Origin of the sequence: Streptomyces tatrensis, from assembly GCF_049310065.1 — a bacterium.
Taxonomy (GTDB): Bacteria; Actinomycetota; Actinomycetes; order Streptomycetales; family Streptomycetaceae; genus Streptomyces.
Window position 1 is genome coordinate 751,707 of the sequence record NZ_JBMDLB010000011.1, and the last position, 21,154, is coordinate 772,860.

At 73.6% G+C, this 21,154-nt stretch carries 23 protein-coding genes and 1 pseudogene; 13 read left to right on the top strand and 11 right to left on the bottom strand.

What is annotated here, in order from left to right; translation table 11 throughout:
* Positions 1-112: 112 nt before the first annotated feature.
* Both ACODT5_RS19005 and ACODT5_RS19010 read left to right on the top strand, forming a co-directional pair.
* Positions 113-1,222, top strand: a complete 1,110-nt coding sequence (locus tag ACODT5_RS19005; RefSeq protein ID WP_422520499.1) for a hypothetical protein — start codon at positions 113-115, stop codon at positions 1,220-1,222.
* Between the two features lie 102 nt (positions 1,223-1,324).
* Positions 1,325-2,224 carry an SDR family oxidoreductase gene (locus ACODT5_RS19010; protein ID WP_422520500.1) on the top strand — a complete coding sequence of 300 codons (900 nt, stop codon included), beginning with the start codon at positions 1,325-1,327 and terminating at the stop codon, positions 2,222-2,224.
* Here the strand turns inward: ACODT5_RS19010 and ACODT5_RS19015 are convergent.
* Positions 2,214-2,672 carry an SRPBCC family protein gene (locus tag ACODT5_RS19015; protein WP_422520501.1) on the bottom strand — a complete coding sequence of 153 codons (459 nt, stop codon included), beginning with the start codon at positions 2,670-2,672 and terminating at the stop codon, positions 2,214-2,216. The genes ACODT5_RS19010 and ACODT5_RS19015 overlap by 11 nt on opposite strands.
* Positions 2,662-3,438 (bottom strand): SDR family oxidoreductase, encoded by a 777-nt coding sequence (locus ACODT5_RS19020; protein ID WP_422520502.1) that lies wholly within the window; start codon positions 3,436-3,438, stop codon positions 2,662-2,664. Before ACODT5_RS19020 ends, ACODT5_RS19015 begins: the two co-directional genes overlap by 11 nt.
* A gap of 86 nt (positions 3,439-3,524) precedes the next feature.
* On the opposite strand from ACODT5_RS19020, the gene ACODT5_RS19025 reads away from it, so the two are divergent.
* Positions 3,525-4,127: a TetR/AcrR family transcriptional regulator gene (locus tag ACODT5_RS19025; protein WP_422520503.1), complete on the top strand. Its 603-nt coding sequence runs from the start codon at positions 3,525-3,527 to the stop codon at positions 4,125-4,127.
* Positions 4,128-4,169: 42 nt separating this feature from the next.
* Here ACODT5_RS19025 and ACODT5_RS19030 read toward each other — a convergent pair whose 3' ends face one another.
* On the bottom strand, positions 4,170-5,108 hold the full coding sequence (locus ACODT5_RS19030) for a GlxA family transcriptional regulator (protein ID WP_422520504.1): 939 nt from the start codon (positions 5,106-5,108) through the stop codon (positions 4,170-4,172).
* Between the two features lie 210 nt (positions 5,109-5,318).
* Between ACODT5_RS19030 and ACODT5_RS19035 the strand changes: the two genes are divergently transcribed.
* The 4 genes and pseudogenes from ACODT5_RS19035 to ACODT5_RS19050 all read left to right on the top strand — a co-directional run bounded on the left by ACODT5_RS19035 (position 5,319) and on the right by ACODT5_RS19050 (position 7,770).
* A complete protein-coding gene (locus ACODT5_RS19035; RefSeq protein ID WP_422520505.1) occupies positions 5,319-6,014 on the top strand; it encodes a DJ-1/PfpI family protein in 696 nt (231 codons plus the stop codon).
* 79 nt (positions 6,015-6,093) lie between these two features.
* Positions 6,094-6,414, top strand: coding sequence for a hypothetical protein (locus ACODT5_RS19040; protein ID WP_422520506.1), 321 nt, complete (start codon positions 6,094-6,096; stop codon positions 6,412-6,414).
* Between the two features lie 2 nt (positions 6,415-6,416).
* Positions 6,417-6,920, top strand: coding sequence for a hypothetical protein (locus ACODT5_RS19045; RefSeq protein WP_422520507.1), 504 nt, complete (start codon positions 6,417-6,419; stop codon positions 6,918-6,920).
* A 50-nt stretch (positions 6,921-6,970) separates the two neighbouring features.
* Positions 6,971-7,770 (top strand): annotated as a pseudogene (locus ACODT5_RS19050) (hypothetical protein).
* Here ACODT5_RS19050 and ACODT5_RS19055 read toward each other — a convergent pair.
* Together ACODT5_RS19055 and ACODT5_RS19060 are read right to left on the bottom strand one after the other, a co-directional pair.
* Positions 7,757-8,590: an enoyl-CoA hydratase/isomerase family protein gene (locus ACODT5_RS19055; protein ID WP_422520508.1), complete on the bottom strand. Its 834-nt coding sequence runs from the start codon at positions 8,588-8,590 to the stop codon at positions 7,757-7,759. The pseudogene ACODT5_RS19050 and the gene ACODT5_RS19055 overlap by 14 nt on opposite strands.
* 23 nt (positions 8,591-8,613) lie before the next feature.
* Positions 8,614-9,378, bottom strand: coding sequence for a PIG-L deacetylase family protein (locus ACODT5_RS19060; RefSeq protein ID WP_422520509.1), 765 nt, complete (start codon positions 9,376-9,378; stop codon positions 8,614-8,616).
* 18 nt (positions 9,379-9,396) lie between these two features.
* On the opposite strand from ACODT5_RS19060, the gene ACODT5_RS19065 reads away from it, so the two are divergent.
* Positions 9,397-10,218 carry an MBL fold metallo-hydrolase gene (locus tag ACODT5_RS19065; protein WP_422520510.1) on the top strand — a complete coding sequence of 274 codons (822 nt, stop codon included), beginning with the start codon at positions 9,397-9,399 and terminating at the stop codon, positions 10,216-10,218.
* A gap of 84 nt (positions 10,219-10,302) precedes the next feature.
* The gene (locus ACODT5_RS19070) at positions 10,303-10,827 is read left to right on the top strand and encodes a DUF3887 domain-containing protein (RefSeq protein WP_422520511.1); all 525 of its coding nucleotides are present in this window, start codon (positions 10,303-10,305) and stop codon (positions 10,825-10,827) included.
* Between the two features lie 45 nt (positions 10,828-10,872).
* Here the strand turns inward: ACODT5_RS19070 and ACODT5_RS19075 are convergent, their stop codons facing one another.
* The 4 genes from ACODT5_RS19075 to ACODT5_RS19090 all read right to left on the bottom strand — a co-directional run bounded on the left by ACODT5_RS19075 (position 10,873) and on the right by ACODT5_RS19090 (position 15,730).
* Positions 10,873-12,204 carry an alpha/beta fold hydrolase gene (locus tag ACODT5_RS19075; RefSeq protein WP_422520512.1) on the bottom strand — a complete coding sequence of 444 codons (1,332 nt, stop codon included), beginning with the start codon at positions 12,202-12,204 and terminating at the stop codon, positions 10,873-10,875.
* 203 nt (positions 12,205-12,407) lie between these two features.
* Entirely contained in the window at positions 12,408-13,340 is a 933-nt protein-coding gene (locus ACODT5_RS19080) for a phosphotransferase family protein (RefSeq protein ID WP_422520513.1), read from the bottom strand.
* 137 nt (positions 13,341-13,477) lie between these two features.
* Positions 13,478-14,563 (bottom strand): S-(hydroxymethyl)mycothiol dehydrogenase, encoded by a 1,086-nt coding sequence (locus ACODT5_RS19085; RefSeq protein ID WP_422520514.1) that lies wholly within the window; start codon positions 14,561-14,563, stop codon positions 13,478-13,480.
* A 165-nt stretch (positions 14,564-14,728) separates the two neighbouring features.
* Positions 14,729-15,730, bottom strand: coding sequence for a LysR substrate-binding domain-containing protein (locus tag ACODT5_RS19090; RefSeq protein ID WP_422520515.1), 1,002 nt, complete (start codon positions 15,728-15,730; stop codon positions 14,729-14,731).
* 70 nt (positions 15,731-15,800) lie between these two features.
* Here ACODT5_RS19090 and ACODT5_RS19095 point away from each other — a divergent pair, with 70 nt between their 5' ends.
* The 4 genes from ACODT5_RS19095 to ACODT5_RS19110 all read left to right on the top strand — a co-directional run bounded on the left by ACODT5_RS19095 (position 15,801) and on the right by ACODT5_RS19110 (position 18,504).
* Entirely contained in the window at positions 15,801-16,736 is a 936-nt protein-coding gene (locus tag ACODT5_RS19095) for a dihydrodipicolinate synthase family protein (RefSeq protein ID WP_422520516.1), read from the top strand.
* A 166-nt stretch (positions 16,737-16,902) separates the two neighbouring features.
* Positions 16,903-17,193, top strand: a complete 291-nt coding sequence (locus ACODT5_RS19100; protein WP_422520517.1) for a DUF5954 family protein — start codon at positions 16,903-16,905, stop codon at positions 17,191-17,193.
* Positions 17,079-17,474, top strand: coding sequence for a DUF5954 family protein (locus ACODT5_RS19105; protein ID WP_422520518.1), 396 nt, complete (start codon positions 17,079-17,081; stop codon positions 17,472-17,474). The genes ACODT5_RS19100 and ACODT5_RS19105 overlap by 115 nt, the downstream gene beginning before the upstream one ends.
* A gap of 358 nt (positions 17,475-17,832) precedes the next feature.
* Positions 17,833-18,504 carry a transglycosylase SLT domain-containing protein gene (locus ACODT5_RS19110; protein WP_422520519.1) on the top strand — a complete coding sequence of 224 codons (672 nt, stop codon included), beginning with the start codon at positions 17,833-17,835 and terminating at the stop codon, positions 18,502-18,504.
* A gap of 29 nt (positions 18,505-18,533) precedes the next feature.
* On the opposite strand, the gene ACODT5_RS19115 is transcribed toward ACODT5_RS19110, so the two are convergent.
* Both ACODT5_RS19115 and ACODT5_RS19120 read right to left on the bottom strand, forming a co-directional pair.
* The gene (locus ACODT5_RS19115; protein WP_422520520.1) at positions 18,534-19,178 is read right to left on the bottom strand and encodes a MerR family transcriptional regulator; all 645 of its coding nucleotides are present in this window, start codon (positions 19,176-19,178) and stop codon (positions 18,534-18,536) included.
* 82 nt (positions 19,179-19,260) lie between these two features.
* Positions 19,261-20,994 carry a serine/threonine-protein kinase gene (locus ACODT5_RS19120; protein ID WP_422520521.1) on the bottom strand — a complete coding sequence of 578 codons (1,734 nt, stop codon included), beginning with the start codon at positions 20,992-20,994 and terminating at the stop codon, positions 19,261-19,263.
* Between the last annotated feature and the right edge of the window lie 160 nt (positions 20,995-21,154).

The window sequence follows — 21,154 nt, forward strand, 5'->3', positions numbered from 1 at the left end:
CCGTTAAATCCGGTCACTTCCCTCACACCTTCGGGCAGCATGTGGCGTGCACGTGTCATGACTTAACGGGGAACAGCACAAGTCCAGGGGGAACCACCACATGAGAAGAAGAATGTCCGCGACCGCCGCCGCCGCCGTCCTGGCGGGTCTGGTCACCGCGGCGGGCCCGGCCACGGCCGCCGAGGCGAAGTGCACGCCGAAGATACAGGTACTGGGACATCTGGCGCCCGATACCTACTACCCGGAGAGCGCGACCCAGGGGGTCCTGGACCTGGGCGCGGGCAACCTCTCCGTCGGCTTCTCCGGCAACAAGCCGGTGTACTGGACCGGCACCAGGCTCCACCGGGTCCCGCTGGCCGACTCCACCCGCACGGGCGAGCTGATCGCCGTCAACAAGAGCGGCCTGATGCTCGGCCGGGTGACCGGCGAGACCGGTTACCTCTTCACCTACCGGGCCGGGGACGCGGCGGTCACCCCGCTGCCGGGGAGCGGCTGGCCGGACATCGAGGCCGACGTCAACGACGCCGGATACGTCGTGTCCACCACCGTGCAGGGGATCGGCACGGTCTGGAAGGACGGCCTGAAGGTGCGCGAGCTCCCGCTGCCCGCCGACAGCGGTCCCGGGACGCGGATCAAGATGGTCACCGCCGTCAACAGCGCGGGCGACGTCCTGGGCCTGGCGGAGCAGGACTACGAGGTGCCCGAGACGGGCCAGCACAAGTGGTGGAACTATCCGCTGATCTGGCCCGCGGACGGCTCGCCGGCCCGGGCCCTGGCGCCGAGCGGCGGCGGCGGTTTCGACGACAGCTACGTGCAGGACATGGACGAGAGCGGCAAGGTCGTCGGCTACAACTGGCTCGGCCCGTGGTACGAGTACAAGCCGTTCGTCTGGACCCCGCCGCACACCGGCCCCGCCTCCTCCCCCGGGGTGCTGAACACGCACCCGTACGGCACCTTCGAGGCGATCAGCCCGACGACCGGGGTGAGTGTCGGCACGGCCAAGTTCCACCCGGAATCGCAGACCCTGCCCGACCAGGCGCAGCTGTGGCCGGGCTCCGGTCCGGTGCTCGCGCTCCCCCGGCTCTCGGCGAACGGCGCCAGCACGGCGGAGGCCGTCTCCGACGGTGACCGGGTCGGCGGATCGGCCGTGAACGCGAACGGCAAGCTCAGGCCGGTCATCTGGACCTGCGCGAGCAAGCAGGCGTACCTGCCCCAGCCGTAGGGCCGGCCACAGGCTCCAGCCGTAGGGCCCGGCCTCGAGCTCCAGCCGCGGCCGGTGTTGTGACCATGGCGATCTGAGCGTGCGCACGCTATCGATGGCGCCATGGAAAACGCTCTGCGCGGTCTGCCCGCGCCCCCGCCGCTCGGTTCCGCCGCCCTGCCGCCCGGCACGTTCACCGGCCGGGCGGTGCTCGTGACCGGCGGCGGGACCGGGCTGGGCAAGGCGATCGCCACCGAGTTCGCACGGCTCGGCGCGGATCTGGTGATCGCCGGCCGCCGGATCGAGCAGTTGAAGTCGGCTCAGGACGAGCTCGCGGCCGTGCCCGGAGCGGGCCGGGTGACGGCCGCCGTCTGCGACATCCGCGACCCCGAGCGGGTCGCGGAGGTCTTCGACGCGGCCGGGGCGGCCCTCGGCGGTGTCCCGGACGTGCTCGTCAACAACGCCGCCGCCAACTTCCCCTGCCCGGCCGAGGACTTGTCCCCCAACGCCTGGCGGGCGGTCGTCGACATCACCCTGACCGGCACCTGGTTCGTGACCCGGGAGTTCGGCCGCCGCCACCTCGCCGCGGGCAGCGCCGGGTCCATCGTGAACATCGGCGCCTCGTACGCCTGGACCGGCGGTCCGGGCTACGCGCACAGCGCCGCCGCCAAGGCGGGGGTCAAGAACCTCGTCGAGACGCTCGCCGTCGAGTGGGGCCCGTACGGCATCCAGATCAACGGGCTGGTCCCCGGGCTGTTCCCGCACGCGGACATGACCGAGGACATCCGGGGCGGTCTGGAGCGGGCCGCCCCGGACGACAAGGACGCCCGACAGCCCGCCCTGCGGGTCGGCGCTCCGCGCGAACTGGGCTGGGCCGCGACCTTCCTGGCCTCCCCCTACGCCCGCTTCATCACCGGACACACCCTGGTGGTGGACGGGGCGAACTGGCAGCGCCGCTCGCTCGTCAACCCCGAAGTGGTGCCGGTGCGCGAGCAGTTGGGGCGGGGGCCGTTCACTCCGTGAAGCGCCCGCGCAGCGCGGCCAGACCACCTTCGCAGGTCCCCTCGCCGAAGACCTCCTCGACCTGGGCGGCGACGGCCTCGTCGCCGAGGTAGCGGGCGGACCAGACGATCTCGCTGCCGAGCGGGTGGGGGCGTACGGACAGGGTGGCCACGTACTCCCGGAGCGGGAGCAGGCTCTCCACCACGGCGTACGAGTACACGCGCGCGGCCGGGTCCCGGGCGAGCAGCTCCTCGCGGGCGACGACCGTCCCCTCGATGCTGAAGACCCGTACCGCTCCCGGCTGTTCGGGGTCGCTCCCGCCCTCCATGACGGCCTTCGGCACGTACGGGTGCCACGCGTCGAGCGCGCCGAAGCGGCCGACGAGGCCGTGACGACGGCGGTCCGGAGGAGCTCGCGGGCGGTCACGGCGGGTCCGGAGTCCCCGGCCTGCCCGGCGCTCACCAGGCACCGTCCCCGCGCAGTACGGCGTCGGCCCCGCCGTCGATGAAGACGACCTGGCCGGTGACGTGGGTGTTGTCGGGGGCGGTGAGCCAGTCCAGCAGCGGGGCGACCTGTTCGGCCGTGGCGTGGCCGTGCAGGGGCATCGGGACGGTCGCGTCGACCACCTCGCGCATGGCGGCGTCGGCGAGGAGCGGGGCGGTCATGGGGGTGGTGATGGTGCCCGGGGCCACGGCGTTGAGCGGGATCCCGGCGCCCGCCCAGTCGGCGGTGGGCGCGGTACGGCGGATCCAGCGGGCCACGGCGGCCTTGGAGGAGCCGTAGACGAGGTGGCCCTCTCCGCGCGCGACGGCGGCCGCGGCGGCTTCGACGGCCGCTTCCTCGTCACCGGCGAGCGCGGCGTCGACGATGGCGGCGTCGGCGGGGTGGATGGAGGCGACGGAGGAGACGACGACGGCGCGGGGGTCGGCTCCGGCGGCGAGCAGCGGGCGCAGGCCCTCCAGGGTGGCGACGGCTCCGAAGTGGTTGACCCGGATGGTCAGCGGATCGAAGGCGGCGATGCCGGCGCAGGCGACGACGGCGTCCAGGCGGCCTCCGGTGCGCTCCGTGACGGCGGTGACGAGGGCGGTGCGGCCGGCGGCCGTGGCGAGGTCGGCCTCGATGTCGGCGTCCTTGAGGTCGGCGCCGATGACGGTGTGGCCCTGGGCGCGCAGCCGGTCGGCGGTGGCGCGGCCGATGCCGGAGGCGGCGCCCGTGACGAGGTAGGTACGAGTCATGGTTGGCACGGTACGCCTTTATGGCACGACATGCCACAGTGCGATCGTGTGGCACATTGGCCCCATCTACCCCTGGAGGTGTTGCGGTGAGCACGGCGAGTACGGGCCGCCCGTCCTTGACGGAGCGGCGCAGGGAGACCACGCGGTACGAGATCGCGGAGGCCGCGGCCGCACTGTTCTCGGAGCGGGGGTACGAGGCGACGACGGTCGACGACATCGCGCGGGCGGCCGGCATCTCGCTGCGCACCTTCTACCGGTACTGCCCGGCCAAGGAGGACGCGCTGACCCCGGTCCTCACCGCCGGGGTCGCCACCCTGGTCGAGGAACTCGCCCTGCGCCCCGCGTCGGAGCCCCTCACCGAGGCCGCGCAGGCCGCTTTCACCATCGCGACGGCGGGCGCGCGCTACGAGGAGCCCGGGCAGACGGTCCGCCTCATCCAGGTGATGAGCCGCGTCCCGGAGATCCGGCTGCGGTGGCTGGCGGCCGCCCGCGCGATGCAGGACCGCCTGGTACCGGTCCTCGCCGCCCGTACGGGCCGCCCCGAAGCCGCCCTGGAGACCCGCCTGTTGGCGGCCGTACTCATCGACGCGGTCACCGTCGCCCTCGAACACTGGGCCGCCGAGGACGGCCGCGACCCGCTCCCGACGGTCTCGGCCCGCGCCCTCGCCCTGCTGCGCCTGGAGGAGTAGCGGGGGCTGGTCGGCCGACAGGGCCGCCCGTGACGGACCGCGTCAGCTGAAGCTGCGGCGGTAGGCGTGCGGGCTGACGCCGGTGGTCCTCTTGAACCGGTCGCGGAAGGCGGTGGGCGAGCCGAAACCGACCTGGGCGCCGATGCGTTCGACGGAGTGGCGGGTGGTCTCCAGCAGGTGCTGGGCCTGACGGATGCGCGCACGGTGGAGCCACTGGAGCGGGGTGGTGCCGGTCTGGTCCCGGAAGCGGCGCATCAGGGTCCGGGTGCTGGTTCCGGCGTGCGCGGCGATCTCGGCGAGGGTGAGCTCGGAGCCCAGGTTGCCCTGGAGCCAGACCAGCAGCGGTTCGAGGGTCGAACCCTGCGGGGTGGGCGCGTAATCGTGGACGATGAACTGCGCCTGCCCGCCCTCGCGTTCCAGGGGCATGACGGACAGGCGGGCGGCGTCGGCGGCGACGGCCGAGCCGTAGTCGCGGCGGATCATGTGCAGGCACAGGTCCAGGCCCGCGGCGGCGCCGGCCGAGGTGAGGATCTGGCCGTTGTCCACGTACAGGACGTCGGGGTCGACCTCGATGTCCGGGTGGGTGGCGGCCAGCAGATCGGCCGCGATCCAGTGGGTGGTGGCGCGCAGGCCGTCGAGGAGACCGGTGGCGGCCAGCGGAAAGGTGCCCGAACAGATGGAGGCGATGCGCGTGCCGTTCGCCGCGGCCGCGCGCAGCGCGTCGCCGACGGCGGGGGCGAGCGGCGCCGTGGGATCGGCGGTACCGGGAACGATGATCGTGTCCGCGGCCCCGAGACCTTCCAGTCCCCAGGGCGCGCGCAGGGTGAAGGTACCGGCATCGACCTCCGGCCGCTCGGCGCAGACACGGACCTGATAGCCGGGGCGTCCGTCCGGAAGGCGGGTGCGGGTGAAGATCTCGATCGGGGTGGCCAGATCGAAGGGGATCACCCGGTCCAGCGCGAGGACGGCAATGGTGTGCATGGCGAGAACATACCCTTCCACGGATGGACCGTCCTGGACTCGGCAGCGGAAATCCTCTGTTCCTTCCAGGTCAGAGCCGTTCCGATGCGGATGGCGATATCCCGTTGGAAGGTGTCATTAATGCCACTGGGAGGCGAGCTGGCAGCCGACTAGCGTCGGGAGCGATCCGGCATTGGCCGGACGCTTCCGCACCGGAAGGAACCCCCCTCCATGCATGCCCAGATCGTCCTGTTCGACGGCTTCGACCCGCTCGATGTCATCGCCCCCTACGAGGTGCTGTACGCCGGCGGTGCCGCCTCCGGCGGTGCGGTGAGCGTGGAACTGGTCTCCGCCGAAGGCCCGCGCGAGGTGGTCAGCGGCACCGGGGGCCTGGCGCTGCGCGCCACCGGCGCCCTCGATCCCCGGCGCGGGGGCCTGATCCTGGTCCCGGGCGCCTCGGGCCGCGTGGGAGAGCCCGGCGAGGTCCCCGACTGCGACGCCGGGGCCGGGGCCGGGGAATGGCGGCAGGACGAGTTCATCCCCGTGCTGCTGGGCCGCGCCCTGACGACCGAGCTGCCCACCCTGCTGAAGGCGGCGATGGACGACCCCGAGGTGACGGTCGCCTCGGTGTGCGGCGGCTCGCTCGTCCTGGCCATGGCCGGCCTGCTGGAGGGCCGCCACGCCACCACCCACCACCTGGGCCTGGACATGCTCGAAGCCACCGGTGTCCACGCGGTGAGCGCTCGTGTCGTCGAGGACGGCGACCTCGTCACCGGCGCCGGCGTCACCTCCGGGCTCGACCTGGGCCTGTACCTGCTGGAGCGCGAGGTGGGTCCCCGGATCGCCCACGCCGTCGAAGAGCTCTTCGCCTACGAACGACGCGGCACCGTCTGGCGCAACGCCGGCCCGGTGCCCGCCTCCCTCTGACCACACCGCCCGCCCCCGCACCGCACCTCGCCACCGCATCGCACCGCACCGCACCGCATTCGTAAGGAAGAACAGCAGCATGTCCGTAGAAGGCACTTGGGACCTGTCCATCTCCACCCCCATCGGCAGGATCAAAGCCGTGGTCGAACTCCTGCGGGAGGCCGGTGTCCTGACCGGGTCCGCCCACGGGGCCGGAGAGGACGTCCCGCTCGGCGACATCGCCCTCGACGGCGACCGGCTCACCTGGAGGCAGTCGATCACCAAACCCGTGCGCCTGAACCTGGCCTTCGCCGTGACGGTCGACGGCGACACCCTCACCGGCACGTCCAAGGCCGGGCGCCTTCCGGCCTCGAAGGTCACCGGACAGCGCCGGGCCGTCCGCGCGGCGACGGAGCACTGACCATGGCGAAGCTCCTCCTCTCCCTGCACGTTCTGGCCGCGGTGCTGGCCATTGGCCCGGTCACCGTCGCCGCGAGCATGTTCCCCAAGGCGCTGCGGCACGCCCACAGCGAGCCGGGTGACCTCGAAGCGCTCGCGACCCTGCGGACGTTGCACCGCATCTGCCGCGTGTACGCCGGCGTCGGCGTCGCGGTTCCCGTCTTCGGGTTCGCCACGGCGAGCAGCCTCGGCGTCCTCGGCAGCGGATGGCTGATCACCTCGATCGTCCTGACCACCGCGGCGGCCGCCACCCTGGCGCTGCTGATCCTGCCCGCCCAGGACAGCGCCCTCGACGCAGCGCGGGCCCTCGACGCAGCGCAGGCCCCCGGCTCCGTGCGGGCCATCGGCTCCGGCCCCGGCCTCCGGTCCGCCGCCCGTCTCGCCGCGCTCACCGGTGTCTTCAACCTGCTGTGGGCGACCGTCACCGTGCTGATGATCATCAGACCCGGCTCCACGACGGGCGCGTGAGCGCGCCCCTTCGTCCTCGGTTGTCAGTGGTCCGGGGCACCATGGACCACATGTCCCACGCTGATCTGACCCTTGACCGGTGGCGCTCGTTCGCCCTGCCGGACGTCCGCCGGTTCGCCCGGGAAGCCGCCGAGCTGGTGGGCGGCCGGGTGAGCCTGATCGATGCCGTCGAGCCGGCGGCCCGCTGCACCGCGTGTTCGTCGAGCGGGACGGACGGGAGTTCGCCCTGATACCCGGGGGGACGGTCCGCCTCGGCTTCGACCTCGATGCCTGGGAGCCGACGCCCGAGCAGACCGCCGACTTCGAGCAGAGCCTGGCCGAGGAGTTCGGGTACGGCCCCGATCTCAAGGCGCACCTCGCCGAGTTGATGAGCCCGCCGCGGACCGTCACCCTGGCGACGGTGTTCATGGCCGTGGCGAACGAGCCGCTCACCGAACCCCCCGCCGAGATGCCCGCCGTGCTCGCCGGGCTCGGACTGCGGATGCCCGGCGCCGACGAGTGGGAGCACGCCTGCGGGGCCGGGGCGCGCACCCTCTTCCGGTGGGGCGACACCTGCCCGATCGGCGAACCGTCCTACGGCAGCGGCGCGGGCGGGCCGCGGTGCGAGCCCAACGCCTTCGGTCTGCGCATCGCGTACGACTCCTACGCCGCCGAGATCGGCGGTGACACGGGCGCCGTGCACGGCGGGGACGGCGGCGAGTCCGTGTGCGGCGGGTACGGGGACCTGTGGGCCTGGCTGACGCTGGCCACGGCGAACCGCAACCCGGCGATGGCCGAGTTCGTGTACGGCCCGGAGGGCGAGTCCGCCTGGGAGGCGTTCTCCGTACGGCCCGTGCTCAGCCTCCGGTGAAGTGCGGGGGCCGGCGCTGTGCCTTGGCGGTGTAGCCCTCGCGGGAATCCTCCGAGGTGAGGGTGAGGGCCGCCGTCATCGCCACGCGGTCGAGGGCGGCGGGCAGGGCGGCGTCCGCGTAGGAGTCGATCGCGCGCTTGATGCCCTGGACGGCGAGCGGGGCGTTGGCCGCGATCTCCGCGGCGAGCGCACGGGCCGTCTGCTCCAACTCCTCCGGGGGCACGACCTGTTGGACGAGGTTCAGGCGCTCGGCCGTCCGGGCGTCGATGCGGCGGCCGGTCAGCGCCAGGAACTTGGCCCAGCCGGCGCCCGCCTCGCGGGCGATGCGCAGGTCTCCGCCCGCATCCACCGCGACGCCCAACTGGGCTTCGGGCAGGGCGAAGACCGCGTCCTCGGCCACCACCCGGATGTCGGCCATCAGGGCCAGCTCGAAGCCGAAGCCCAGGCAGTACCCCTGCACGGCGGCCACGACGGGCTGCGGCAGCCCGGCCAGAACCGCGAAGCGCTCGTGGACCCAGCGGATGCCCTCGTAGTAGTTGCGGTTCCGTTCGGCCGCCGAGGCACCCGTGATCGCGCCGCCCGGGGCCGTCACGTCGATGCCCGCGCAGAACGCCCGGCCCTCGGCCCGCAGCAGGACCACCCGTACGGCGGGGTCGAAGCGGATCCGGTCGGCCAGCAGGCCGAGCTGGCGCGTGGACTCCCAGCTCCAGCCGTTGAGCTTCTCCGGCCTGCAGAGGGTGAGTTCCGCGATCCCGTCCGCGACGTGCAGACGGATCCGCTCCTCACCCTCCGCGATTTCCGTGCTCAGGGTGTCGATCACGCGGACACCTTAGGGTGCCCCGTCTAGCGCGGGAAGACCTCGAACGGCACCGCCGGGCGGCCCCCGAACCGGGCGGCGGCCTGCTGGGCGTTGCCCGCCAGGAAGGAGCGTACGTACGTCTCCGGGTCCTCGTCCGTCAGCGCCGCGATGTACGCCTTGTGTTCCATCAGCGACTTCACCGAACGCTCCATCCCGGGACCGGCGTCGGCCACGTGCGTGGGCGTCGTGGTGCCGGACACCGCCACCCAGCGCACCCCGTTCCACGGCTCCAGGCCCTGCTCCGTGAGGAGTTCGGGGAAGATCCAGCGGTTGCCCGCGTCGCCCGCCGCGTCCAGGGTGGCCCGGCCGACGGCCTTGTGGTCGGGGGTGTTCCAGTAGCCGCCGCCCTCGGCCCCGCCCCAGGTGTCGCGGTGGTTCATCGTGATCACCAGCTCGGGGCGGTGGCGCCGGATGGCGGCCGCGATGTCCCGGCGCAGCTCCGGGCCGTACTCGACGACACCGTCGTGGTGGTCGAGGAACTCCACGGTGGGCACCCCGACGACGGCCGCGCTCGCGCGCTGCTCCGCCTCGCGCAGCGGGGCGCACGCGGCGGGGTCGATGGTGTCGATGCCGGCCTCGCCGCGCGTGGCGAGCAAGTAGACGACCTCGCGGCCGCCGTCCGTCCAGTCCGCGATGGCCGCGGCGCAGCCGTACTCAAGGTCGTCCGGGTGCGCCACGACGGCCAGCGCACGCTGCCAGTCGGTCGGCATGGGCTCCAACGGGGCGGGCCCCTGCAGTTGTTCGTTCATGAGTCGCACAATAGGCCAATGGACACACAAGGGCAGGTGGTGGCCCTGCTCGATGCCACCGGGTCGTTCTTCGAGCCCGCGGTCACCGCGTTCCCCGGGGCGGGCGCCGCCGCCTGGGAACGGGCCTCGCTACTGGATCCGGGCGCGGCCGGGCCGGACGGTTCCTGGCGGCTGGACTTCCGGTGCTTCGCCGTGTCCCGGCCGGGCGGCCGCTGGGTGCTGGTCGACGCGGGGGCCGGCCCGTCGCAGGGACCGGCGGCCGGCTGGGCCCCGGTCCCGGGCCGGCTGCCCGCCGCGCTCGCGGAGGCCGGGATCGCGCCGGGCGACGTGGAGTCGGTGGTCCTGACCCACCTGCACGAGGACCACACCGGCTGGACCCGGGACGAGGCCGGCCGGCCGTTCTTCCCCGATGCGCTGTACCTCGTACAGAGCGCGGAAGTGGCGGCCCTGGACCGGGCGGATCCCGTGTGGGACTGGACGGTTGCCCCGCTGCGGGCCTCGGGACAGCTCCAGGAGGTCACCGGGGAGCACCGGCTCGCTCCCGGCATCACCCTGCTGCCGACGCCCGGGCACACGCCCGGACACCAGTCGGTGCTGGTGGAGGGCGCGGCCGGGCCCGGCGGCGGGGGCCGGGGCCGGGACGTGCTGGTCACCGGGGACGTACTGGTCCACGCCGTGCAGCTGGCCGATCCGGCGGTCCCGTACTCCCACGAACGCGACCGGGCCGCCGCCCGCGCCTCGCGGGAGGAGCTCCTGTCCCTGGCCGTCCGCCGCCGCGCCCTGCTGGCCACCGCCCACCTGACCCGGGCCTTCGTGGAGCCGCCCGAACCGGGTGTCTGAGGGCCCGGGGCGCCTCCCGGAGCCGACGTGCGACCGCTGTGGGGGCGCCCTAGCATGAAGGGTGGCGTTCCGAAGGAGGAAGCCATGGTCCCGCTGTCGGAGAAGCACATCCCGCGCGGCACGAAGCGGCGGCCCGGCCGGTTCGTTCGCCTCGTTCGGCTCGTACCAGCGGCCCTACTGGCCTCCGGCGCCCTGCTGCTGACGAACGGCTCCCTGCCCGCCGCGGCCCGCGCCGGCGTCCCCGTGGAGGTCACGGCCCCTGCCGTGCCGGCGGCCCTTCCGGGGCAGGCCGATGACGAGCGGCTCGCACTCGACACCCTCGACGAGGTGGTGCGGGGCGACTTCGCCGCCGTCTCGGCCCGCTTCGACGAAACGCTCCGGCACCAGGCGACTCCCGAGGCGCTCGCGGAGTCCTGGAAGGACTACCAGGAGCAGTTCGGGCCCTACCGGTCACACGGGGAGCCCCAGCAGGTCACGTCCGTCCACGGGTCCGTGGTGACCGTGCCACTCCAGATGGGGAACGGGGCCGGAGATTTCCGCGTCACCTTCAACGAAGGCGGACACCTGATCGGCCTCTACTTCCTCCGCACGGGCGTCCCGGTCCCCTGACTCCCTCTGGTGACTCCTCTGGTGGCTCCCTCTGGTTCGGGGCGCTCAGGCCTCGTCGCGTACGAGCGCCAGCAGCCGGTCCAGGACGCGCGGGCCTCCAGCACGTACCCCGTCGTGCTCGAACTCGTCCGTCACCCAGGTCTTCAGGCCGCGGATCGCCCGGGCGGTGGCCAGGGAGTGCGCGGTGTCCACGTACATGTCGTCGTGGTAGACGGCCGCGGCCACCGGCACCTCGTTGACGGCGAGCCGCGCCCGGTCGTACAGCGGGGTCCAGCCGGTGCGGGCCGCCAGCAGTTCGGCGGTCTCGCGCAGCGGGGCGAGCGCCGGGTCGCAGTCGAAGTGCCAGGGGTGGATGGTCTCGCCGGTGAAGTACAGCGGCTCCGTGCCCGCGAGGGTCTTCGCGGCGTCGAAGCGCGGGTGGCCGGAGCGGACCCGCTCGGCGGCCCAGCCGATGGGCGTGCCCGGGTCCTGGGCGTAGATCGCCTCGTGGACCAGGGCGTAGAGGGGGTGCCCGGCGAAGGAGAGCTGGGCGTGCACGGCTTCCAGGAAGGCGTCGGAGAGGGCGGGCCCGTCCGGGGTGGGGACGAAGGCGTCCTCGAGCAGGTAGTGCAGCTGGTGGCTGCCGTCGGAGCCGCCGAGGAGCAGGCCGAGGGACTGGAAGGCCTCGGCCGTCAGGAGGTACCCGCCGGGGAGTTCGGCCGGACGCTCGAGGAGGTGGGCGGCGATGCGGCGGGCCCGCTCCACGTCCATGGGGTAGCGGTCGTAGTGCGCCCGGTTCTTGCGCTCGACGCGCGGGTACGCGGCTTCGTACACCTCGGCGGCGGTGGCGTCGAGGGAGGGCAGCCCGCCGGTGATGAGGGCGGCGGCCAGCCCCTCGGGGGCTGCGCCCAGGTAGTGGGTGACGCAGAAGCCGCCGAAGCTCTGGCCGAGGACCGTCCAGGGCGCGCCGCCGGTGAGGAGCGGGCGGATGGTCTCGGCGTCGCGCACGATGGAGTCGGCGCGGAAGTGGGCGAGGTACTCGGCCTGCTGCGCGGGGCCGCCGCGCAGCGGCAGGGTCTGCCGGTTGACCGGGGTGGAGCGGCCGGTCCCGCGCTGGTCGAGCAGCAGCACCCGGAACTCGGTGAGGGCCCGCTCCAGCCAGGCCTGCCGGCCGACGAACCTGCGGGCGCCGAAGCCGGGTCCGCCCTCCAGGTAGAGCAGCCACGGCAGGGACTCCGGGTCCTTGCCGGTGGCGACCAGCTCGCGCGCGTACAGGTCGATCCGCTCGCCGTCGGGGCGGGCGTGGTCGAGCGGGACACTGAAGTGGTGGTCGGTGAGGACGACACCGGGCTGGCGGTAGCTGCCGGCGGCTGCGATCTCGGAGGTCGCGGGGTTCACGGGGGTCACGGGAGGTCCCAGGGGTCGGCGCGGTGCGGTGGTGTACGCGGCAGCCGTCCCGGGGCCGGTGGGTGAGGGCGAACCGGGGCGGCGGACCCGGCCCAGCTTACGAGAGCCCCCGCGCCTGCCGGCTGCCGCCTGCTGTAGCCGGTAGGCCGGTAGCCGGTAGCCGGTAGCCGGTAGCCGGTAGCCGCATCTGGGCATCAGGGGGTCGGGCGCCACCAGTAGCGTCCGACGATGAGCTCCTCGAGGGAGCGGAGCCTGTCCGCGCCCATGCGCGCGTGGGTATCGGGGTGCTCCAGCGCGATGCGGAGGTCGGCCGCGAGGTGGGTCGCTTCGCGGACTTCGCAGCCTGCTCGAAGGGTGTCCGGGGAGGTCCCCGTCGCACGGGCGACGACGTCGAGAACGGTCTCCATGTGCGGGCCGCTGAACCGGATCAGGAAGAACCAGTCGTCGAGCGGTTCCCCGAAGCGGGCCCACTCGAAGTCCAGCAGGGCCGTCACGCTCCTGCCGTGCGCGAGCCAGTTGTCCCAGTGGCAGTCCGCGTGAACCGGGACGACGGCGCGGGCGAGCAGGGGCGCTCGGTCCGCGATCACCCTCAGGCCGTCGAGCAGGTGGGGCGGTACGGCTCCGTGCCGGTCGGCAGCGGCGAGGCCCTCGGCCTCGGCGATCAGCGCGGCCTGCCCGGTGAAACCTCCGTGGTCGAGGGATTCCCTCAGCGTCCGGTCGGCCTGGCCCTCGGGCACCCAGGCGTGGAGCCGGCCGAGCCGCTCGACCGCCTCCTCGGCCCACGCGCGCGCCGTCACCTCGTCCACGCCGGGCATGCCCATCCCGGGAGCCGTCCCCGGTACGCGGGCGTAGCAGGCATAGCGGACGTCACCCGCCTCCAGCCGGTGGGTCCCGCTGTCGAGCAGCGGGGCCGTGAGGCCGGCAGGCAGGTGGGGCGCGAGCGCGATCTCCCTGTTCAGCCGCGCGTGGGAGGCCGCATCGATGATCTTCACGACGACGTCCGCGCCGACGTACACGTGATGGGAGCTGCTCTCGGCCGTGGTCATGGGGCCGGGGTCGCGCCCCAGTGCCGCGGCCGCGATCGTGCGGGCGGCGTCGGTATCGGGTGCTTGCTTCAGGTCGGTCATCAGCGGTGACGTCTGCCTCGGGTCAGGGTGCGTGGGGCTCCGCCCGGGCGTGCGGACGGAGCCCGGGCGGCCGGGCGGGCCGCCGCGGGTGAGTGCGGCGGCGCCAAGTGGCCAGGCGGCCAGGGGTTGCCAGGTGGCTAGAACTCGACCACCGAGCGGAGGACCTCGCCCCGCTCCATGCGCGCGAAGGCCGCCTCCACCTCGTCCAGGGCGATCCGCTCGGAGACGAACGCGTCGAGGTCGAGCCGGCCTTGCAGGTAGAGGTCGACGAGGAGCGGGAAGTCCCGCTCGGGCAGGCAGTCCCCGTACCAGGAGGACTTCAGGGCGCCGCCGCGTCCGAACACGTCCAGCAGCGGGAGTTCGAGCTGCATCTCCGGCGTCGGGACGCCGACCAGCACCACCGTGCCGGCCAGGTCGCGCGCGTAGAACGCCTGCTTGTACGTCTCGGGGCGGCCGACGGCCTCGATGACCACGTCCGCGCCGTTGCCGCCGGTCAGCTCCTGGATGGCCTTGACCACGTCCTGCGTACCGCCGTTGACGGTGTGCGTGGCGCCGAGTCCCCGCGCCCACTCCAGCTTCCGGTCGTCCAGGTCCACGGCGATGATGCGGGAGGCTCCGGCCAGCTTGGCCCCGGCGACGGCGGCGTTGCCCACGCCCCCGCAGCCGATGACGGCCACGGAGTCGCCGCGCCCGACGTTGCCCGTGTTCAGGGCGGCGCCCAGGCCGGCCATCACCCCGCAGCCGAGCAGCCCGGCGGCGGCCGGCGAGGCGGCCGGGTCCACCTTGGTGCACTGCCCGGCGGCGACCAGCGTCTTCTCGGCAAAGGCCCCGATGCCGAGGGCCGGGGAGAGCGGGGTGCCGTCCTCCAGGGTCATCGGCTGGGTCGCGTTGTGCGTGTTGAAGCAGTACCAGGGGCGGCCGCGCTTGCAGGCCCGGCAGCTCCCGCACACCGCTCGCCAGTTGAGGACGACGAAGTCGCCGGGCGCGACGGAGGTGACGTCCGGGCCGACCGATTCGACGACCCCGGCCGCCTCGTGGCCGAGCAGGAAGGGGTACTCGTCGTTGATGCCGCCCTCGCGGTAGTGCAGGTCGGTGTGGCAGACCCCGCAGGCCTGGACCCGTACGAGCGCCTCGCCCGGGCCCGGGTCGGGCACGAGGATCGTCGTGGTCTCCACCGGTGCGCCCTTGCTCCTGGCGATGACCCCTCGTACGCGATGCGTCACGTGCTACCCCGATCTCGATCACGGTTTCGTCGACTTCGCCGGAGGTCCCGAGAAGGTTCCGCCGGTCCCGCCAACGTACACGCGCTGTCCCGTGTGCGGGAGTTGCCCCGCGCCCCGGTGCGGTGGCTCACGCGGCGGCGGGCGGCGCGGGCCCGGCACGATCTGCTAGAGGTGCTGTCCGGACAGTTCGGGCGGCAGCGCCGCGCGCAGGACCGCGCTGAAGGCGGCCACGGCGGGGTGGGCGGCGGCGCCGCTGCGGAAGGCCACGTTGGTACGGCGCTCCATGACGAGCCGGGTGAGTGCGACGGCCGGATCCGCGTGTCCGGTGATCCCGAGCTGCGGAACCACCGCCACCCCCTGGCCGGCCGCGACCAGGGCGAGCACGGTGGCGAACTCGTCCACCTGGTGGCGGATCCTCGGCAGGAACCCGGCGTCCTCGCAGGCCCGCACGGTCATGGCGTGGCAGAGCGTGCCGGGTGTGGCGGTGATCCAGGGCGCGTCGGCGTGCGTACGGAGCAGCGCGCGCTGCCCGGCTCCGCCCACGCCGCCGGCCTCGGCCGCGGCAGGGGGGCCTGCGGCCTCCCCCGGAGCCCCGGGTGCCCCCGCCGTCGGGGCCCGAGCCGCCGGGGCCCACGCCGTCGGGGTCGCCAGATACATCGCCTCGCGGTAGAGCGGATCCGTGGCGAGCCCCGGCTCCTGCGGCGCGGGGACGAAGTCGTACGCGTGGATCAGGGCCACGTCCAGGTCCCCGGCCCGCAGCGCGTGCGCGACCGCCGCCGGGTCGGTTTCGGACACCATCGGCTCCAGCCCCGGGTGCCGGCGGGCCAGCTCGGCCAGGGCCGCGGGGACGATGGCCCGGGTCGCGGTGGGGAAGGAGCCGATCCGCAGCGCTCCGGCCAGTCCGCCGCGCGCCTCCGCGAGCTCGGCGTCGGCCCGTTCCAGCTGTTCCAGCACGGCGTCGGCGTGCCGGACCAGGTTCTGGCCGGCGGGCGTGAGCCGGACCCGGCGCCCGGTGCGCTCCAGCAGGGGCAGACCGGCCTCGCGTTCCAGCACCGAGAGCTGCTGGGACACCGCCGAAGGGCTGAAGGAGAGCGCCTCGGCGACCGCGGCGATGGTCCCCCGGCGGGCGAGTTCGCGCAGGAGGCGCAGGCGTCGTACATCGAGCATCGGATCAGCTTACGGTTCAGGTAAGAAACGCGAACTGGATTCGATGCTCGGAGCGGGTCAGGCTCGACGCATGACCCAGACAGCGAGCACGGCCGCACCCTCCCCCACCGCACACCGCCCGTACGCCCCGCACGGGATCCACGTACCGCTGATCACGCCCTTCACCGCAGCCGGCGAGGTCGCCGCCGAGGCCCTGGAGGCGCTCGCACACGAGGTGCTCGACGCGGGGGCCACCGGGATCGTGGCGCTGGGCACCACCGGCGAGCCGGCCGCCCTCGACGAGGCCGAGCGCGAGCTCGTCACCGGCGTCTGCGCCCGGGTCTGCCGGGAGCGCGGGGCGGCGCTGACGGTGGGCGCCGGGGCGAGCGGGACCCGGGCCGCCGAGGAATCGCTCGGCCGGCTGGAGCGGTGGCCCGAGGTGCGGGCCGCGCTGGTGACCGTGCCCGCGTTCGTACGGCCCTCCGCCGCCGGGGTGCTGGCGCACTTCGAGCAGCTGGCGCGGGTGAGCCCCGTACCGCTGATCGTCTACCACGTCCCGTACCGGACCGGACAGCCGCTGGACGCGGCGCTGCTACGGGAGGTCGGGGCGCTGCCCGGGGTGGCCGCGGTGAAGTACGCGGTCGGCTCGCTCGACGGGGAGGCGGTGGCACTGCTCGGTGATCTGCCGGACGGGTTCGCGGTGTTGGCGGGCGACGACGCCTTCCTCTCCCCCCTCCTCGCGCTCGGTGCGGCGGGCGGGGTCCTCGCCTCGGCCCATGTCGCGACGGCCCGGTTCGCCGAACTCGCGGCCGCCTGGCGGGCGGGTGAGGCGGACCGGGCTCGCACCCTGGGCCATGCGCTGGCCCGGCTCTCCGCGACCCTCTTCGCGGAGCCCAACCCGGCAGTGATCAAGGGTGTGTTGTGCGCGCAGGGCCGCATCCCGACCGCGGCCGTACGCCTCCCCCTGCTGCCCGCGAGCCAGGAAGCGGTCGCGGCGGCCCTGCGGGAACTGGCGCAGCTGCCCTGATCCGCCCTTCGGCCGGTCTGCTACCACAACCTCGCCCTCTCGGCGCCGAGTTGATGATGGTCCGGCGGCCCGTCGGGAAGGGCGCCCGGAATGCTCACCATGAGCAGCGAGGTACCCCCCCGGGCGCGAGCACCTCTACCTGAACGTCGAGCCCGCGGAGCATCCGGTGGCCGCCGCGCAGGAGGCCGACGCCTCCGACGCCGCGCAGCGGTACGCGCACCACATCGTCCGCGGACCGCTCTTCGGGGTCGCCCCCCAGGAGGTGGGCGACGGGCACCGGTGGCAGGTGTCGCCCCGGCCCACCGACCCGGAGCCGGCCGTGCGGGACCGGGAGCTCGGACCGTGCTGCTGCCGACCGCCTACCGGGTGCTGGAGCGCACCGCGGCGGGCTGGGAGCCGGCCTCCGCGGTGCTGCCGAGCCCGCACGCGGCCCGCAGGGCGCTGGTGCACATCCTGACCGGGCTCCGGCCCGCCCTGCACGAGCTGCCCCGGGCCCGGCGGGCGGGGTACGAGCGGGCGGCGGCGGAGTTCCGGGCGGCCGGGGACGCGAACGCGGTGCGCCTCGACGACGGCCGGGAGCTGCTGGTCGTCCGGATGCGCCGGCTGGTGCGGATCGGGCCGGACGGGCCGGAGGGGCCGGAGGGGCCGCGGCCGTCCGACGAGGAGGAGAACGGGGAGGGACCGACCAGGATCCACCCCGCGATGGGCGAGGACGGCACCCTCGCGCACGGGGGCTGAATGACCCGGGATGGGCGATTCGCCGCCAACGGGCGGCTCGCCCGAATCAGCCCCGGCGACGGGCGACTTGCCCGGATTGGGCCGCCGCCCGCGGGCCCGTGATGTGAGTCACGCCGACGGCGTCAACATCATTTCCCCGCGCGGGGCGATTCCCTTTTCCCGGTTGGATATTCGGGAATTCCCGGACCTCTTTCCAAGGTCATCCGCCGGGCCGAATGCGGGAAGTTGATCTCCCGGGCGAATTCACGTCTTGTTCCGGCCCGCCGGACTCGCCTACGGTCGCCTCATTCCAGGTGGTCAGCTGCCGAATCCGGCCTCCGCCAGGGCTCTTCCGTCCCCCCACGTGAGGAATTGCGCCATGCCCGCACAGGGAAAGCACCGCCGGCCGAAGCAGCACAACGCACTCACCCGCAAGCTGGCCCTCGCCGGCACGGGCAGTGCGGCGCTGGCCCTCCCGCTGATCAGTGCGACCACGGCCGGGGCGGCCGAGGCGACCGTCGCCCCCACGACGTACTCCGTGGTCAGCGGCGACACCCTGAGTAAGATCGCGGCCGAGCACTCCATCGGCGGCGGCTGGCAGAAGCTCTACGAGGCGAACAAGGCCATCGTCGGCGCGAACCCCTCGGCCATCCACCCGGGCCTGAAGCTGAAGCTCACCACGGCCGCCGCCCCCGCCACCGCCAAGGCGGCCAAGGCCGCCACCGGCTACGCGAACAACCTCGACGGCTGGATCCGGGAGTCGCTCGACGTCCTGGCCCAGCACGGAATTCCCGGAAGCTACGAAGGAATTCACCGCAACATCATGCGCGAATCCTCGGGTAATCCGATGGCCATCAACAACTGGGACTCCAACGCGGCGGCCGGCATCCCCTCCAAGGGCCTCCTCCAGGTCATCGACCCGACCTTCAAGGCCTATCACGTACCCGGCACTTCGCTGGACTCCTACGACCCGGTCGCCAACATCACGGCCGCCTGCAATTACGCGGCGGCCCGCTACGGTTCGATCGACAACGTCAACGGCCCTTACTGAGCGAGCTCGCGGTAGGCCGCTCCGCCGCCTCACTCCAGCCCGTACCGCCGCGCCGACTCCTCTTCCTGCGCCAGCCGGTGCAGGGCCTTCAGTACCGGCTGGAAGAGGACGGTCGCGGCCACCACCATCTCCACCTGTTCCGCCTCGGAGGGGTACGCCTCCATGAAGTCCAGGTCGCGCACGGCCGCCTGGTACATCAGCTCGGCGTACGGGGCCATCAGTTCGGCGCCCCACGGATAGCCGAGCCGGATGAGAGTGGACACCGCCAGCACGAGGGAGCGGTGGATCGGGGACAGGGCCCCCACCTCCCGGGCCGTCGACCAGCCCAGCATCTCCAGCAGCCGGTCCACCTCCTGCCGCGCGGTGACCACCGCCGGGTCCTCGTCGTCCGACTCGGGCCCCTGCGGCAGCGCCCAGAGCGCCGCGCCCATCCGCATCGTCCGCCCCAGGGACTCGTCGTCCACGTGCGCGAGCACTTCCCGGGCCCTGGCCACCGGAATCCCGCCGACCTGGATCAGCGCGCGGATCAGCCGCAGCCGCCGCACGTGCTCCTCGTCGTAGTCGGCGGTCGTCGCACTGACCCGCCGCCCCGGCGCCAACAGCCCTTCGCGCAGGTAGTACTTGATGGTCGCCGTGGAGACGCCACTGCGCTCGCTCAACTCCGCCAGCCGCATCCCTTGGACCCTTCTTTGGAGAGCACAGCTATCCAATTGTGCACGGCCAGCACAGCGGGGTGGCGCTCCGGCTCTCCGGCCGTCAGCTCCGGTAGACCTTCTTGACCTTGAAGTCGGTGCCGGCGAGGACGTAACCGCCCTGTCCGTACTCGTCGTTCAGGTAGGGGCGGACCGCGGGTGTGTCCATCCAGGGCGAGACGTTGAGGTAGCGGGAACTCGGCTTGTCGACGCCGAGCTCCTTGGTCGCCTCGGCCATCAGCGCGGGCAGGGCGTCCCAGTCGAGCGCCGCCATGTCCATGAGCGGCTCGCCCGACTTCACGGTGCCGGACGGGCCGGTGCGCTTGGCGACGCCGCCGCGGTACTGCCAGGAGTCGACGGTCCTGGCTCCGGGTGCGGTGGGGATGTCGGCGAGCACGTACTCGTCGTAGACCCTCATGTTGACGAAGGTGGTGGTGCCCGCCTGCTGCTTGAACGCCTCGATGGCGGTGCGGATGTTGGCCGGGTCGATCAGGCTGCCCTTGGGCGGGGCGACCGGCTTCGGTGTGCTCGCCTTCGGGGTGGGGGTGGGCGTCAGGGCCACGGCGGTGCCCTGGGCCGGGGAGGCCGGTACGGAAGCGGACGTGGTGCCCGAGGAGTTGATGTCGCCGCTCTTGCCCGCGTCGCCGCCCGCGTTCCCGTCGGGCAGCCAGTTCACGAGGCCGACGACCCCGGCGGCGAGGACCACCGCGAGGAGCCCGGCGAGCAGCGCGGGCCGGCGGCGCCGGCGCGGGGCGGGCGGCGGCGGGAAGGCCACGGGGACGGTGGACGCGTACGGGTTGCCCGCGCCCGGAACGAACGGCGTCCGTGTCGGCGGCTGGGTGTGCGTCGGCGTCGATGCCGGTACGGGGCCCATGGCGGGACCGGTGGTCGGGGTCGCCGGTCCGAAGCTCCCGAGGGCGACCGGCGGTGGCACCGGGGCCGCGCCGCCGAGAGCACTGCTCGCACGGCGGAGCAGCGCTTCCAGTTCCTCGGCGCCGGGCCGCACGGCCAGGTCCCGTACCAGCAGCCGTTCCAGTACGGGCCCCAGCGGGCCGGACCGGACCGGCGCGGGGATCGGCTCGTCGAGCACCGCGACCACGGTGGCCAGGCTGGTGGCCCGGCGCAGCGGGTGCACCCCTTCGGCGGCCACGTAGAGCAGCATCCCGAGCGACCACAGGTCGGAGGCGGCCAGCCCCTCCGCGCCGCGCGCCCGCTCGGGCGCTATGTACTCCGGCGACCCGATCAGCGCTCCGGTCGAGGTCAGCCCGGTCGCGCCGTGCAGGGCGGCGATCCCGAAGTCGGTGAGCACGGCGGAGCCGCCCGGTCGCAGGAGCACGTTGGCCGGTTTCACGTCACGGTGCAGCACCCCCTCCGCGTGCGCTGCCCGCAGCGCGGAGAGCAGGTCGAGCCCGATGCGCAGCACGTCCGCCACCGGCATCGGCCCGCGCTCCAGGAGGTCGGCCAGGGAGCCGCCCCTGACCAGCTCCATCACGATCCACGGATGGCCGTCGGAGCCGGGCTCGGGCTCCACGATGTGGTGGATGGTGACCACGTTCGGATGGGCGAGCCGGGCGAGGGCCCGGGCCTCGCGGACGGCGCGTTCGCGCAGTTGGACGACGAGCCCGGGCTGCGCTGCGGCGGTCGCCGGGTCCGGCGGCCGCACCTCCTTGAGGGCGACCTCCCGGTCCAGCGCGATGTCGCGGGCGCGCCACACCGTCCCCATCCCGCCACTGCCCAGGGGCTGCGCGAGTTCGAAGCGCCCGTCGATCAACCGTCTGCCGGAATCACTGCTGTCCATGGCCGGTCATCGTAGGCGCCGCCACCGACGTCGGTGCACCCGTACCGGGACGTGGACAGCGCGGACGCGGGCACGGGGACGGGGGACGGGGACGGACGCGCAGAGCGGTAGGCGGCGTGTGCCGTGCACGGCGTGGGCAGTGCGCGGCGTGGGTAGTGTG